Raw genomic sequence first — 14,240 nt, forward strand, 5'->3', positions numbered from 1 at the left:
GCCCGCTCAGGTCTCCCGCAGCACCAGCACCGAGCGGGAGTCGAGGGAGAAGCGGTCGCCGACCTTGACGGGGGTGCCGAGGGGCAGCTTGAAGTCGGTGGACAGCACGACCTCGCCGGACTGCACCCAGGTCTGCTCGGGGATCTCGATGCGCACCGGCCTGGCCCCGGAGTTCAGGTAGATCAGGAACGACTTGTCCACCTGCTGCTCGCCGCGGGGCCCGGGTGAGCGCAGCGGCGCCCCGGACACGAACATGGCCACCGCGGAGAGCTGCTCGTCGTGCCAGTCGTCACCGGTCATCTCGCGGCCCGACGGGTGCAGCCAGGCCAGGTCCTTGGGGCCGCCACGAATCGCCGGCCGCCCCTCGAACCAGTGCCGCTGGCGCAGCGCGGGGTGCTCGCGGCGCAGCCGCAGCGCGGCCTTGGTGACCTCGTAGACGTCGAGCCAGGCGTCCTCGGGTCGCCAGTCGATCCACGACACCTCGTTGTCCTGGCTGTAGGCGTTGTTGTTGCCCCGCTGGGTGCGGCCGCGCTCGTCGCCGGCGGTGATCATCGGCACCCCGTTGGACAGGCACAGCGTGGCCATCAGGTTGGCGGCCTGGCGCCGCCGCAACGACACGATCTCGGCGTCGTCGGTCTCGCCCTCCACCCCGTGGTTCCACGAGTGGTTGTTGTCGGTGCCGTCGCGGTTGTCCTCGCCGTTGGCCTCGTTGTGCTTGTGGTCGTAGGACACCAGGTCGCGCAGCGTGAAGCCGTCGTGGGCGGTCACGAAGTTCACGGAGTTGTACGCCGACCGGCCGTCGTCGGCGTACAGGTCCGAGGAGCCCGCGAGCCGGGTCGCGACGGTGCGGATGCCGGAGGAGCGGCCGCGCCAGAAGTCGCGGATCGTGTCGCGGTACTGGTCGTTCCACTCGACCCACGGGGGTGGCATCCGGCCGACGAGGTAGCCGTCCATCGAGGCGTCCCACGCCTCGGCGACGAGCTTCACGTGCCGCAGGATCGGGTCCTGGCCGATCGCGACCAGCAACGCGCAGTGCATGTCGATGTCGTAGCCGGTGCGGGTGAGCGCCGACATCAGGTCGAAGCGGAAGCCGTCGACGTGCATCTCGGTGACCCAGTAGCGCAGCGAGTCGAGGATCATCCGCAGCGCCAGCGGGTTGGAGGTGTCGACGGTGTTGCCGCAGCCGGTGACGTCCCAGTAGGTGTCGTCGAAGGCCAGCACGGACGTCTTCTTGTCACGCTGGGGGAGGACACGTCGATAGAAGCCGCGGTCGTCGAGCCCGCGGAACGACAGGGTCGGCCCCTCGACGCCGGCCTCGGCGGTGTGGTTGTAGACGACGTCGAGGATCACCTCGAGGCCGGCCTCGTGGAAGGCCTTGACCATCTGCTTGAACTCGGTGACCTGCTGGCCGCGGTCGCCGGACGCGGCGTAGGCGTTGTGCGGCGCGAAGTAGCCGATCGAGTTGTAGCCCCAGTAGTTCGAGGTCCCGCGGGCGACCAGCGCGGTCTCGGACACGAACTGGTGCACGGGCAGCAGCTCGACGGCGGTGACGCCCAGGTCGCGCAGGTAGTCGGTGACCGCGGGGGTCGCCAGCCCGGCGTACGTGCCCCGCAGGTGCTCGGGCACCCTGTCGTGCAGTGCGGTCATGCCCTTGACGTGCATCTCGTAGATCACGGTGTCGCGCCAGCGGCGGCGCATCGGGGTGTCGTCGCCCCAGTCGAAGGTGTCGTGGACCACCACGCTGCGGGGGACGTACGGCGCGGAGTCCTCGAGGTTGGGCTCGTTCGGGCTGCCCTGCACGTAGCCAAAGACGGCGGGGTGCGGGGTGAACGAGCCGGACACGGCCTGGCCGTAGGGGTCGAGCAGCAGCTTGTGGTGGTTGAACCGCAGCCCCTCGCTGGGCCGCCACGGCCCGGCGACCCGGTAGCCGTAGCGGGTGCCCGGCGCGATGCCCGGGAGCGCGCCGTGCCAGATGCCCAGGGACCGCTCGGTGAGCTGGTGACGGGTCTCGACGTCGTCCTCGTCGAACAGGCAGACCCAGGCCTGCGTCGCAGCCGGCGCGTAGACGGCGAAGTTCGTCGACTCCTCCGACCAGTCCGACCCCAGTGGGTAGTTGCGGCCGGGCCACACCAGCGCCTGCTGCCCCAGGTGGCTCCACATTCCGGGTATCACCCGGCTCATTGTCCACGATCGAGGCCGGGGTCCGACGGGACGACCACCTGTGAATAATGCCGGGGTGGGTGCGCCGGTCGCGCCCGATCCGACGAGCGATGAGGTGGAAGACCCGATGGGTGAATTCGTGCGGCTCGAGGTCGCCGACGGTGTGGGCACGATCCGGCTGGACCGGCCCAAGATGAACGCGATCTCGGTGCAGGTCCAGGAGGAGCTCCGGGCCGCGGCCGCCGAGGCCACCGAGCGTGACGACGTCAAGGCGGTCGTGCTGTACGGCGGGGAGCGGGTCTTCGCGGCCGGCAACGACGTCAAGGAGATGGCCGACATGTCGCACGTCGACATGGTCAAGCGCTCCGGCCCGCTGCAGTCCGCGGTGACCGCGGTCGCGCGGATCCCCAAGCCCGTGGTGGCTGCGGTGACCGGCTACGCCCTCGGCGGTGGCTGCGAGCTGGCGCTGGCCGCCGACCTGCGCTTCGCCGCCGACGACGCGGTGCTCGGCCAGCCGGAGGTGCTGCTCGGGATCATCCCCGGCGCCGGCGGCACCCAGCGGCTGACCCGGCTGGTGGGCCCGAGCAAGGCCAAGGACCTGATCTTCACCGGCCGCTTCGTGCAGGCCGACGAGGCGCTCGCGATCGGGCTCGTGGACCGGCTCTTCCCGGCCGGGTCCGTGTACGACGAGGCGGTCGCCTGGGCGCGCCAGTTCGCCGGCGCTGCGTCGTACGCGCTGCGGGCGGCCAAGGAGTGCGTGGACCGCGGGCTCGAGGTGGACCTCGAGACCGGGCTGGAGATCGAGCGCATGCAGTTCGCCGGGCTGTTCGCGACCGAGGACCGGACCATCGGTATGCAATCCTTCGTCCAGAACGGTCCGGGCAAGGCCGAGTTCAAGGGGCGTTGATGAAGCGCAGAGCCGAGGTGGACGCGCCGTCCACCAGCAGGGTGACGGTCACGAAGGTCCGGGTGCAGCTGGCCCGCCTCGTGTGGCTCGTCTGCGCGCTGGCCGCGCTCTTCCTCGCGGTGGGCGCGCTACTGGTGGCCCTCGACGCCAACCAGGACAACGCGCTGGTGAAGTTCGTCCTGGAGACCGCCGACAAGCTCGACCTCGGTGTCTTCTCCCGCTCCGACGGGATCAAGGAGTTCACCGGCAAGGACGCCGCGACCAAGAACGCCCTCGTCAACTGGGGCCTGGGCGCCATCGCCTGGCTCGTCGTCGGTCGGGTCCTGGAGCGGCTCATCCGCCCCTGAGGGGGCGTGTGACCCATCCGACGCTGTGACTGACCCCACCGGGGGACCCGTTCCCCGGTGGGTGACCCGCTAGTAACCTCGCCACACACACCGAGTGCACAGGAGGGGCCGTAACGGCCACACCACCATGAACATTGTTGTCTGTGTGAAGTACGTGCCCGACGCCACTGCCGATCGGCAGTTCGAGTCGGACAACACCGTCGACCGCGTGGGCGTCGACGGGCTGCTGTCGGAGCTCGACGAGTACGCCGTGGAGCAGGCCCTGCAGCTCAAGGAGAAGCTGGGCGACGACACCGAGGTCACGGCGCTGACCATCGGGCCGGAGAAGGCCGTCGACGCCGTCCGCAAGGCGCTGCAGATGGGGGCCGACAAGGCCGTCCACGTCAGCGACGACGCGATCGCGGGCTCGGACTACGCCGCGACCTCGCTGGTCCTCGCGAAGGCGATCGAGAAGATCGGCTCGCCCGACGTGGTGATGTGCGGCATGGCCTCGACCGACGCCTCCGGTGGAGTCGTGCCCGCCATGCTCGCCGAGCGGCTCGACCTCCCGCAGGTCACGCTGGCCTCGGTGGTCGAGGCCCAGGGCGACCAGGTCCGGATCAAGCGTGACGGCGACACCGCGACCGAGGTGATCGGCGGCACGCTGCCGATCGTGCTCTCGGTGACCGACCAGTCGGGCGAGGCCCGCTACCCGTCGTTCAAGGGCATCATGGCCGCGAAGAAGAAGCCGCTGGAGACCTGGTCGCTGAGCGACATCGGGGTGGACGCGAGCGAGGTCGGCCTCGACGCCGCGTGGACCGCGGTCGAGGAGACGACCGCCCGTCCGCCGCGGACCGCCGGCGAGATCGTGACCGACGAGGACGGCTCCGGCGCCACCGCGCTGGCCGAGTTCCTCGCCTCCAAGAAGTTCATCTGAGGAGCTGATCGCTGATGTCTGAAGTTCTCGTTCTCATCGACCACGTCGACGGCGCGGTCCGCAAGCCGACGTACGAGCTCCTGACCATCGCCAAGCGGCTCGGCGAGCCGTCCGCGGTCTTCATCGGCGCGGGCGACCAGGCTGCCGAGGTCGCCGAGAAGGTGAAGAAGTACGGCGCCGAGAAGGTCTACGTCGTCGACGACGCGCAGATCAAGGGCTATCTGGTGGCCCCCAAGGCCGAGGCGCTCCAGCAGGTCGCGGAGAAGGCCTCGCCCGCGGCGATCCTGATCCCCTCCTCCGCGGAGGGCAAGGAGATCGGCGCCCGCCTCGCGATCAAGCTGTCCTCGGGCCTGATCACCGACGCCGTCGACGTGCAGGAGGGCGGCGTGGCGACGCAGAGCGTCTTCGCCGGCAACTACACGCTCACCGGCAAGGTCACCCAGGGCACCCCGATCATCACGGTCAAGCCCAACTCGGCCGCGCCCGAGGAGGCCGACGGTGCCGGCACGGTCGAGGAGTTCTCGGTGACTGTCTCGGACGCCGCGAAGAAGGCGCAGATCGTGGCCTCGCAGCCGCGCAAGGCGACCGGTCGTCCGGAGCTGACCGAGGCCGCGATCGTGGTCTCGGGTGGCCGCGGCACCGGTGGTGACTTCGAGCCGATCGAGGGCCTCGCGGACGCGCTCGGCGCGGCGGTCGGTGCCTCGCGTGCCGCCGTCGACTCCGGCTGGATGCCGCACAGCTTCCAGGTCGGCCAGACCGGCAAGACCGTCTCGCCGCAGCTCTACGTCGCCAACGGCATCTCCGGTGCGATCCAGCACCGCGCCGGCATGCAGACCTCGAAGACCATCGTGGCCGTCAACAAGGACGAGGAGGCCCCGATCTTCGAGCTCGTCGACTTCGGTGTCGTGGGCGACCTGCACAAGGTCCTCCCGGCCGCCACCGAGGAGATCAACAAGCGCAAGGGCTGACCCTTCGTCGTACGCCGACCCGTCCAGGACTCCTGGGCGGGTCGGTGTCATTTCGGGGTACGGGTCCGTCGTGAGCGACGTCCCCGCGCGTGCCCGGGGGCCGGCGGTGAGTGGGGCACCGTTTGTCGGGGCGGGACGGTGGCCTGCTCACCGCCCGCGCGCGTGTCCGGGGGCCGGCGGTGAGTCGGGCACCGTTTGTCGGGGCGGGACGGTGGCCTGCTCACCGCCCGCGCGCGTGCCCGGGGGCCGGCGGTGAGTGGGGCACCGTTTGTCGGGGCGGGACGGTGGCCTGCTCACCGTTCGCGCGCGTGCCCGGGGGCCGGCGGTGAGTGAGACACCGTTGTGGGGGGCGGGACGGTGGCCTGCTCACCGCCCGCGCACGTGCCCGGGGCCCGGCGGTGAGTGGGACACCGTTTGTCGGGGCGGGACGGTGGCCTGCTCACCGCCCGGGCACGTGCCCGGGGCCCCGCTACTCCTCGAAGTCCTCGTTCGTCCTCCGGCGGCCAGTGCGTCCTCGGCCATGGCTGACGGTTGCCCGCCAGCCATGGCCGGCTAACGGCTCACTTCCCGTAGAAGTCGGGCTCCACGATGTTGCCGACCTGGAAGACCTTCACCTTCCGGTGGCCCTGCCTGTCGGTGCTGATCCGGATCTTGCGCAGGGAGTCGTTGTTGTCGTAGTCCGACTCGATCAGGTCGCGCGTGCCGGAGTACGCCGGGTTCGCCTCCACGGCGATGTAGTAGACGCCGTCCTCGACCTTCTTGAGGGGGAACGCCTGGCCGTAGCGGTACTGCATGTAGGTGTCGCCCGAGCCGGACGCGAGCACCTCACGCACGGAGAGGGCGTCGTGGCCGCCGCACGCGGTCGACAGGTCGGTGTTCTCCGGCTGCCAGTCCGCCCCGTCGACGGTGTAGTCGACGGCGTCGGTGTTCGCCAGGCAGAACGACTGCTTGGTCGAGACGACGGCCTCGGTCTTGTCCTTGTTCAGCAGGCGGTACCGCGCGAAGTCCTCGAAGTGCCAGTGCTGGTGGTTCTGCGCGTGCCAGTGCATCTCGCCGACCTGCTGGTAGCCGGTCTGGTTGCCGTCGGTGTCGAAGAAGTACTGGTAGGCGTCCATGTGGTCGCCGTCCTCGCTGCGGTAGCCGTCGACCACCATCGGGCTGGTGCCCGCGTTCCACACCGTGGCGGCGAACCGCAGCGCGGTGCCCTTGCGGTTGAGGCCGATGCCGAACGCCGGGAGCGAGCGCAGGTCGGGCGTCGGGCCGGTGGTGTCGCCACCGGACTCGCCCTGGGGGGCCCGGGCTGCCGGCTTCGCGACCGCACCGGGGCGCGGTGCGGCGGGCCGGTAGTCGCCCTCCGTCTCCTTCTTCACCACGAGCCGGGTCGTGGCCTTCGCGTCCGTGGCGGCGATCCCGAAGAAGTCGGCGTAGGCCGGCGCGATCTTCGCGGTGACGTCGTACTTGCCGGGCTTGAGCTCGTAGGAGTTCTCCCACTCGGGCAGCAGCGGGCTGGCGTAGCCGGCCTCGATGCCCATCACCGAGCCCAGGGTGTAGGGGTTCCACGGGCAGCTGGTCGGGTACGCCGAGCGGGCGGGCGCGTCCGGGCGGACCCGCTGCGCGTTGTAGCCGTTCAGGCAGCCGCTGAGGTCCATCTTCGCGACCCGCTTGCCGGTGTCGACCCGGCGCACGGTGATGCCGGCGAAGCCGGTCAGACCGGTGAAGTCCGCCATGGCGAGCTCCTCCGGCAGCACCTGGGTGCCCGTCGGGGAGTGCCACTCGCTGACGATCGGTGCGTCGTACGACGCCCGCGTCGAGTAGATCTCGAACGGGTCGGTGGGGGCGATCAGGCGAAGGCCGAAGTCGGTCCAGACCTGGCCCTCGTAGGAGTAGGCGACGACCTTGCCGGGCGCCCACAGGGTGAGGGGCGAGCCCTCGGCGGCCGCCGAGGGGGTGGCGTCGGCGGAGGTGGTGACGGCGGGGACCGCGAGTGCGAGCGCGGCTGCGACCCCGAGGGCGCGGGCGCCGGGGCGCCAGGAATGACGGAGCACGAGGTGTCCTTACGAGACGGCGGGTGAGAGAAGTCCTGCGGAGCGTATGACGCAACGAACGACGATTTGGTTGCCTTCGCCTCGAGACGCGCCGAACTGTGACCTCCGGGAGTCCTACGCTCGGAGGCATGGGACGAGACAGTGCACCGGACAGCACCCAGCACGACGTCCTCGAGGCGGCCCGGCGCGCCCGGGCGGCGAGCCACGGACTGGCGCTGGCGACCCGGGCGCGCAAGGACCGGGCGCTGCACGTGATGGCGGACGCCCTGCTCGCGGCAAGCCCCGGGATCCTGGCCGCCAACGCCGAGGACGTCGCCCGCGCCGAGGAGGGCGGCACCCCACCCAACATCGTGGACCGGTTGCGGCTCACCGACGAGCGGCTCGCCGGCATGGCGCTGGGCCTGCGCGACGTCGCCGGGCTGCCCGACCCGGTGGGGGAGGTGGTGCGCGGCAGCACCCTGGCCAACGGGTTGGAGCTGCGGCAGGTGCGGGTGCCGTTCGGCGTCGTCGGGATGATCTACGAGGCCCGCCCCAACGTCACCGCCGACGCGGCCGGCATCTGCCTGAAGTCCGGCAACGCGGTGCTGCTGCGCGGCAGCTCCAGCGCGAGGAGCAGCAACGCGGCGATCGTCGACGTCCTCCGGGCCGCTGCCGTGGAGGCCGGCCTCGACGCCGACGTCGTCCAGCTCGTCCCGGGCGACTCGCACGAGAGCGTCAAGGTGCTGATGCGGGCGCGTGGGCTGGTCGACGTGCTCATCCCGCGCGGTGGCGCCGGCCTGATCCGCAGCGTCGTGGAGGAGTCCACCGTCCCCGTCATCGAGACAGGCGTCGGCAACTGCCACGTCTACGTCGACGCCCGTGCCGACCTCGACAAGGCGCTGGCGATCGTCGTGAACGCCAAGACCCACCGCACCAGCGTCTGCAACGCAGCCGAGTCGCTCCTCGTCCACCGGTCCGTCGCGGATGCGTTCCTGCCCCGGGTCGTCACGGCCCTGCAGGACGCGGGCGTGACGATCCACGGTGACGGCGCGTTCGCGGCGTACGACGCCGTCCAGCCGGCCACGGACGAGGACTACGCGCAGGAGTACCTCTCCCTCGACATCTCCGCGCGCGTGGTGCCCGACCTCGACGAGGCGATCCGCCACATCAGGCGCTTCTCCAGCCAGCACTCGGACGCGATCGTGACCGAGGACCAGGGGGCGGCCCGGCGTTTCATCGCGGAGGTGGACTCCGCCGCGGTGCTGGTCAACGCCTCGACCCGGTTCACCGACGGCGGGGAGTTCGGGTTCGGGGCCGAGATCGGGATCAGCACGCAGAAGCTCCATGCGCGCGGCCCGATGGGCCTGCCGGAGATGACCTCGACCAAGTACGTCGTCACCGGGGACGGCCACGTGCGCTGAGGCCCGGCGCACACCGGTAGGCTGTCCGCCATGAATCACTGGGTTGTGGGCGCGATCGCCCTGGGCATCCTGCTCTTCATGCTGGTCGGACTCCTCATGTTCGGCGCGGGACGCGAGCACAGCTGAGCACGAACGCCGCCCCGGCCGTCTCCCCGGCGACGGAGGGACGCTCGCCCGGACCCCGTCGGGTGGGGGTCATGGGCGGGACCTTCGACCCCATCCACCACGGCCACCTCGTGGCCGCGTCGGAGGTCCAGGCGTGGTTCGACCTCGACGAGGTCGTCTTCGTGCCGACCGGGGACCCGTGGCAGAAGTCCGACCGTGAGGTCTCCCCGGCCGAGCACCGCTACCTGATGACGGTGATCGCCACCGCCGCCAACCCGCGCTTCAACGTCTCCCGGGTCGACATCGACCGCCAGGGGCCGACGTACACGATCGACACGCTGCGCGACCTGCGCTCCGCCATGCCCGACGCGGAGCTCTACTTCATCACCGGCGCCGACGCCCTCGCCGAGATCTTCACCTGGCGTGACGCGGGGGAGCTCTTCGAGCTCGCCCAGTTCGTGGGCTGCACGCGGCCGGGCTACACGATGGACGCCGCGACCCTCGACTCGATCCCGGCCGACCGGGTCACCATGGTCGAGATCCCGGCGCTCGCCATCTCCTCCACCGACTGCCGGGAGCGCAAGCGCCGCGGGGAACCCGTGTGGTACCTCGTCCCCGACGGCGTCGTGCAGTACATCGCCAAGCACCACCTCTACCCAGGCAAGGACCAGGCATGACCGCCACCGACCACGCCCTCGAGCTCGTCCGCACCGCTGCGCGCGCAGCCTCCGACAAGCTCGCCACCAACATCGTGGCCTTCGACGTGAGCGAGCAGCTCGCCATCACCGACGCGTTCGTGCTGGCCTCCGCGGCCAACGACCGCCAGGTCAAGGCGATCGTCGACGAGGTGGAGGACAAGCTCCGCGAGATCGGCGCCAAGCCGATCCGCCGCGAGGGCGAGCGCGACGGGCGCTGGGTCCTCATCGACTACGGCGAGATCGTCGTGCACGTCCAGCACGAGGAGGAGCGGCAGTTCTACGCCCTCGAGCGGCTCTGGCGCGACTGCCCCGTCATCACGCTGCCCGCCGACGTCGTCTCGCATGAGCGCTGAGGCCCGTCGCCTCGTCCTGCTCCGTCACGGCCGCACCGCCTGGAACCACGAGAAGCGCGTCCAGGGCCAGGCCGACGCCGAGCTCGACGAGACCGGGCACGCCGAGGCGGCAGCCGCGGCCGTGGCGATGGCCGGCCTCCGGTCGTCGGTGCTGTGGTCCTCCGACCTCGCGCGGGCCCGCCAGACCGCGGCGTACGTCGCCAAGGAGACCGGGCTGGAGCCCACCTACGACGATCGCCTGCGCGAGTTCGCGCTGGGGCAGCGGCAGGGTCTCACCCACGCGGAGTACGCCGAGGTGGCGCCGGAGGAGTTCGCGCAGTTCCGCCGGGGTGACTTCGACGTCGTGCTCGGCGGCGAGCGCACTGCCGAGGTCCGCGAGCGGATGGTCGCCGCGGCCGGTGACCTGCTCGACGCGATCAGCCCGGGCGAGGTCGCAGTCGCGGTCTCCCACGGCGCGGCCATCCGGGTCGCCGTCGCCGCCCTCCTCGGCTGGCCCGACCAGGCGCTGCACTCCCTGCACGGACTGGCCAACTGCGGCTGGGTCGAGCTCGGACTCCGCGACGGGGAACCGGTGCGGATGACGGCGTACAACCGTGTCGTGCGCGGCTGACCCACCCCCCGATTTCGCAACCGACGCACCCAGTGGCTAATATTCCACGCGTTGCTCACCGCGGCGGAAGCCGAGGGAAGCGATGGGGCTGTGGCGCAGCTGGTAGCGCACCTGCATGGCATGCAGGGGGTCAGGGGTTCGAGTCCCCTCAGCTCCACCAGACAGAAGGCCGGATCCGGACGGATCCGGCCTTCTGCATTTCCGCCTCCCCCGTCCAGCCCGTGCCGCGACGACGGCTGAGCCCGGCGGCCGGTTGGCGTGGCCGGACAGGATGGCCGTGTGGATCCTGACGAGATCGGTCCCGAGGCGTTCGACCAGCTGGTCCGGGAGGCCCTCGACCAGCTGCCGGACGACGCGCTGCGCCTGGTCGCCGAGATCGCGGTGGTGGTCCGCGAGGAGCCCGAGCCCGGCGAGGCCGGGCCCGGCGTGCTCCTGCTCGGGATGTTCCGCGGCATCGAGCACACGCGGGTCGGCGGCCGGGTCCCCGGCAGCCTGCCCGACGTCATCACGCTCTACCGCCGTCCGATCCTCGCGGTCTGTCGTACGCGCGACGAGGTGGCGCCGAGGGTCCTGAAGGTCCTGGGGCACGAGGTCGGCCACGCGTTCGGCCTCAGCGAGGCCCAGCTGCGCTCCTACGGCTGGTTCTGAGCGTCCACCGGCAGCACCACGGTGACCGTGGTGCCGATCCCCTCGGTGGACTCCAGCTCGACGCTGCCCCGGTGCAGCTCGACGATGGTCCGGGACAGCGCCAGGCCCAGGCCGGTGCCCTGGATCTCGGCCGCGACCGAGAGCGAGGAGCGGAAGAAGCGCGAGAACACCTGCCCCAGCTCCGCCGCGGGGATGCCGATGCCGGTGTCGCTGACGGTCAGCAAGAGGGTGCCACCGGCTCCCGCCCTGACGTCGATGACGACCCGGCCCCCGTCGGCCGTGAACTTGGTGGCGTTCGTCAGCAGGTTGAGCACCACGCGCTCGACCTGCGCCAGGTCGGCGCGGATGGTGGGCAGGCCGGCCTCCCGACGCAGCGCGACGTCGAGCGTGCGGTGCGCCAGGGTCGGTAGCAGGCTGCGGTGACAGTCGGCGACGAGTGCCGCGAGGTCGACGTCGGACAGCTCGAGCCGGACGCCCCCGTCGTCGTACGTCGAGAGCGTGAGCAGGTCCTCGACGAGACGGGTGAGCCGGGCGGCGTTCCGGGAGATCACGTCGAGGCCGCGCGCCATCGATCCCGAGACCTCGCCGAGGGCGCCCTCGGCCATCAGCTCGAGGTAGCCGCTGATGCTGGTCAGCGGGGTGCGCAGCTCGTGGGACACGTTCGAGATGAACGCGTCCTTGGCCCGGTCGAGCTCCTCGAGACGGCGAGCGCGCTCGACCAGCTCCGCCTGGGCGGCCTCCAGCTGCTGCACCGTCAAGTAGAGGTCGGCGGTCGCCTGCTCGCCGATGTCCTCCGCGGCGATCCGGCGGGACCGCTCGCGCTCGAGCTGGCGGCGCAGCCGTGCCAGCTCGTCGAGGTCTCCGGAGGTCTTCGCCGAGCAGCGTCCGGCCGTGGTGGACATGGTGGGGTCACGCCGTGAACGAGGCGGTCAGGACGCAGTGGTCGGCGCCCTCGAGCATGCAGGACGTCTGGGTCACCTCGGCGCGCTGGCCGTAGTGGGTCGCCGCGCCCTCGATCATGCCCATCGCCAGGGCACAGAGCCGCCGCGCGGAGCGGTAGTGGACGACGAGGGTGCCGGGGTCCTGCTCGTCGAACCAGAAGTCCGGCGGCGTGGCCTCGGGGTGCAGCTTGCGGACCTCGGGGTGGATGACGTCGTTGAGCGTGAGCAGGAACGGGCGCACCGACGTGTGGGGCTCGAAGAAGCGCGGGTAGCGCGCGGCCAGGCCGAGCAGCGCGGCGCGTCCGAGGTGCCGGGTCAGGTCGGTCGGACGTACGCCGAGCCGGGTGGAGCCCGCCTGCACGAGCGCCGAGAGGTCGGAGTCCGGGTAGTCGCCCAGGGCGGTCCAGGCGCCGTCCAGGCCGGCGTCCTCGAGCAGCTGGTCCCACACGACGTCGCCGTGCTCGGCGACGACCGCGTCCTCGACGACGTTGAAGATGACGCCCTTCACCGAGCCGAGTCCGTCCCCATGCGACGAGATCCTAGGGCCGGCACGCACGGGCGCCGGCCCTGCCACGCGAGAGAGCCCCGGACGGATCCCGAGGGCAATGGCCACCGGAGGCGGGGGACTAGTCCGCGCCCGGCCGGGAGCCGCCGACCTCCTCCAGCTCCGACCAGTCGACGGTCGCGGTGCGGTCGAGGTACTCCTGCACCCGCCCGGGCCAGTTGGTGGTGATCCGCTCCCCGTCGCGGTACCAGCTGTCGCAGCCCGCCCAGGCGCTGCGGGAGAGGCGCTGCTGCATCTCGCGGTCGTAGGCCTCGGCGACCTCGGGCCGCGCAGCCACCCGCTGCGCCCCGCCGTCTGCGATGCGGCCGACCACCTGGGCGATCCAGCCGGCCTGCGCCTCCATCATCGCGATGATCGAGCTGCCGCCGAGGTTGGTGTTGGGACCGTAGACGCAGAACAGGTTGGGGAATCCGGGCACGGTCAGGCCGAGGTGGGCACGTGCCCCGTCCGCCCAGACCTCGTGCAGGTCGGCGCCGTCGACGCCGCGGACCTCGATCCCGGCGAGGAAGTCGGTCGCGGCGAAGCCGGTGCCCCAGATCAGCACGTCGGCCTCGTGGAGACGACCGTCCGCGGTGCGCAGCCCGGACGGCTCGATCCCGGTGACCCGGTCGGTCACGACGTCGACGTGGTCGCGGTCGAGGGCGGGGTACCAGTCGTTGGAGAACAGCAGCCGCTTGCACCCGATCGGGTAGTCCGGGACGAGCCTGCGCCGCAGCTCGGGGTCGCGCACCTGGCGGCGCAGCTGGAGGCGGAAGGCCGTGCGCAGGAGTGCGGGCAGGGGAGTGGAGAGCCAGGAGTCGCCGCCGAGCGCGGCGTTGAGCTTCTCGGTCACCCAGAACACCGTCCGGCGCTCCGCCGCCTGGGTCCAGGGCAGCCGGCGGAAGAGCGCGTGGTGGCGGGGCCCGTAGGCCTGGTCCGGCTTCGGGACGACATACGGCGCGGACCGCTGGAAGACCGTCATCGCCCCCACCCGGTCGACGATGCCGGGGACGAACTGGATGGCGCTCGCACCGGTGCCCACGACCGCGACCCGCTTGCCGGTCAGGTCGACCTCGTGGCGCCACTGCGCGGAGTGGAACGCGGGGCCGTCGAACGTGTCGGCACCGGGGATCCGCGGCACGACCGGGTTCGACAGCTGGCCCACGGCCGAGATGACGACGTCGGCCTCGAGGGTGTCCCCGTCGCCGGTGGTCACCCGCCAGCAGCCGCGGGAGTCGTCGTGCTCCGCGGCCTTGACCTCCACGCCGGTGCGGACCAGGTCGAGCAGCCCCGCCTCGCCGGCCGCGCGGCGCAGGTAGTCGAGGATCTCGGGCTGAGGACCGTAGCGGCGTCCCCACTCCGGGTTGGGCGCCCACGACCAGGAGTAGAGCGGGGTGGGCACGTCGCACGCGGCACCCGGGTAGGTGTTGTCGCGCCAGACGCCACCCACGTCGTCGGCCCGCTCCAGGATCGTGATGTCGCCGATCCCGGCCCGGCGCAGGGCCTGCGCGACCCCGAGCCCGCCGAAGCCGGCCCCGATGACGACCACCCGTGGTGTGCTCATGGAGCGACGGTAGAACACGTTCCGGAAATGCGGG

General features: G+C 71.4%; 14 protein-coding genes and 1 tRNA gene. 10 read left to right on the plus strand and 5 right to left on the minus strand.

Features of this window, described 5'->3' with window-relative positions; genetic code table 11:
- Window positions 1-6: 6 nt before the first annotated feature.
- Window positions 7-2,160, minus strand: coding sequence for a glycogen debranching protein GlgX (glgX, locus tag ACZ43H_RS04200; protein WP_464588005.1), 2,154 nt, complete (start codon window positions 2,158-2,160; stop codon window positions 7-9).
- 127 nt (window positions 2,161-2,287) lie between these two features.
- On the opposite strand from glgX, the gene ACZ43H_RS04205 reads away from it, so the two are divergent.
- The 4 genes from ACZ43H_RS04205 (at window position 2,288) to ACZ43H_RS04220 (ending at window position 5,298) form a co-directional block, all read left to right on the plus strand.
- A complete protein-coding gene (locus ACZ43H_RS04205) occupies window positions 2,288-3,067 on the plus strand; it encodes an enoyl-CoA hydratase/isomerase family protein (protein ID WP_464588006.1) in 780 nt (259 codons plus the stop codon).
- Window positions 3,067-3,414, plus strand: coding sequence for a hypothetical protein (locus tag ACZ43H_RS04210; protein ID WP_464588008.1), 348 nt, complete (start codon window positions 3,067-3,069; stop codon window positions 3,412-3,414). Before ACZ43H_RS04205 ends, ACZ43H_RS04210 begins: the two co-directional genes overlap by 1 nt.
- 145 nt (window positions 3,415-3,559) lie before the next feature.
- Window positions 3,560-4,330, plus strand: coding sequence for an electron transfer flavoprotein subunit beta/FixA family protein (locus tag ACZ43H_RS04215; protein ID WP_464588009.1), 771 nt, complete (start codon window positions 3,560-3,562; stop codon window positions 4,328-4,330).
- Window positions 4,331-4,344: 14 nt separating this feature from the next.
- Window positions 4,345-5,298, plus strand: a complete 954-nt coding sequence (locus ACZ43H_RS04220) for an electron transfer flavoprotein subunit alpha/FixB family protein (RefSeq protein ID WP_464588010.1) — start codon at window positions 4,345-4,347, stop codon at window positions 5,296-5,298.
- Window positions 5,299-5,858: 560 nt separating this feature from the next.
- On the opposite strand, the gene ACZ43H_RS04225 is transcribed toward ACZ43H_RS04220, so the two are convergent.
- Window positions 5,859-7,343, minus strand: a complete 1,485-nt coding sequence (locus ACZ43H_RS04225) for a lysyl oxidase family protein (RefSeq protein ID WP_464588012.1) — start codon at window positions 7,341-7,343, stop codon at window positions 5,859-5,861.
- Between the two features lie 128 nt (window positions 7,344-7,471).
- On the opposite strand from ACZ43H_RS04225, the gene ACZ43H_RS04230 reads away from it, so the two are divergent.
- The 6 genes from ACZ43H_RS04230 to ACZ43H_RS04255 all read left to right on the plus strand — a co-directional run bounded on the left by ACZ43H_RS04230 (window position 7,472) and on the right by ACZ43H_RS04255 (window position 11,157).
- The gene (locus ACZ43H_RS04230; protein ID WP_464588014.1) at window positions 7,472-8,743 is read left to right on the plus strand and encodes a glutamate-5-semialdehyde dehydrogenase; all 1,272 of its coding nucleotides are present in this window, start codon (window positions 7,472-7,474) and stop codon (window positions 8,741-8,743) included.
- 197 nt (window positions 8,744-8,940) lie between these two features.
- Complete coding sequence (gene nadD, locus ACZ43H_RS04235) at window positions 8,941-9,525, plus strand: nicotinate-nucleotide adenylyltransferase (RefSeq protein WP_464588016.1); 585 nt, start codon at window positions 8,941-8,943, stop codon at window positions 9,523-9,525.
- On the plus strand, window positions 9,522-9,899 hold the full coding sequence (rsfS, locus tag ACZ43H_RS04240; RefSeq protein ID WP_464588017.1) for a ribosome silencing factor: 378 nt from the start codon (window positions 9,522-9,524) through the stop codon (window positions 9,897-9,899). The genes nadD and rsfS overlap by 4 nt, the downstream gene beginning before the upstream one ends.
- Complete coding sequence (locus ACZ43H_RS04245; protein WP_464588019.1) at window positions 9,889-10,509, plus strand: histidine phosphatase family protein; 621 nt, start codon at window positions 9,889-9,891, stop codon at window positions 10,507-10,509. Before rsfS ends, ACZ43H_RS04245 begins: the two co-directional genes overlap by 11 nt.
- An 84-nt stretch (window positions 10,510-10,593) precedes the next feature.
- A tRNA-Ala gene (locus ACZ43H_RS04250) sits at window positions 10,594-10,669 on the plus strand.
- A gap of 119 nt (window positions 10,670-10,788) precedes the next feature.
- Window positions 10,789-11,157 carry a metallopeptidase family protein gene (locus ACZ43H_RS04255; protein WP_464588021.1) on the plus strand — a complete coding sequence of 123 codons (369 nt, stop codon included), beginning with the start codon at window positions 10,789-10,791 and terminating at the stop codon, window positions 11,155-11,157.
- Here the strand turns inward: ACZ43H_RS04255 and ACZ43H_RS04260 are convergent.
- The 3 genes from ACZ43H_RS04260 to ACZ43H_RS04270 all read right to left on the minus strand — a co-directional run bounded on the left by ACZ43H_RS04260 (window position 11,142) and on the right by ACZ43H_RS04270 (window position 14,206).
- Window positions 11,142-12,059: a sensor histidine kinase gene (locus ACZ43H_RS04260; RefSeq protein WP_464588023.1), complete on the minus strand. Its 918-nt coding sequence runs from the start codon at window positions 12,057-12,059 to the stop codon at window positions 11,142-11,144. The genes ACZ43H_RS04255 and ACZ43H_RS04260 overlap by 16 nt on opposite strands.
- Window positions 12,060-12,066: 7 nt before the next feature.
- Window positions 12,067-12,606, minus strand: a complete 540-nt coding sequence (locus ACZ43H_RS04265; protein ID WP_464588025.1) for a heme NO-binding domain-containing protein — start codon at window positions 12,604-12,606, stop codon at window positions 12,067-12,069.
- A gap of 118 nt (window positions 12,607-12,724) precedes the next feature.
- On the minus strand, window positions 12,725-14,206 hold the full coding sequence (locus tag ACZ43H_RS04270) for a flavin-containing monooxygenase (protein WP_464588026.1): 1,482 nt from the start codon (window positions 14,204-14,206) through the stop codon (window positions 12,725-12,727).
- Window positions 14,207-14,240 lie beyond the last annotated feature (34 nt).

Source organism: Nocardioides sp. DN36, from assembly GCF_055380375.1.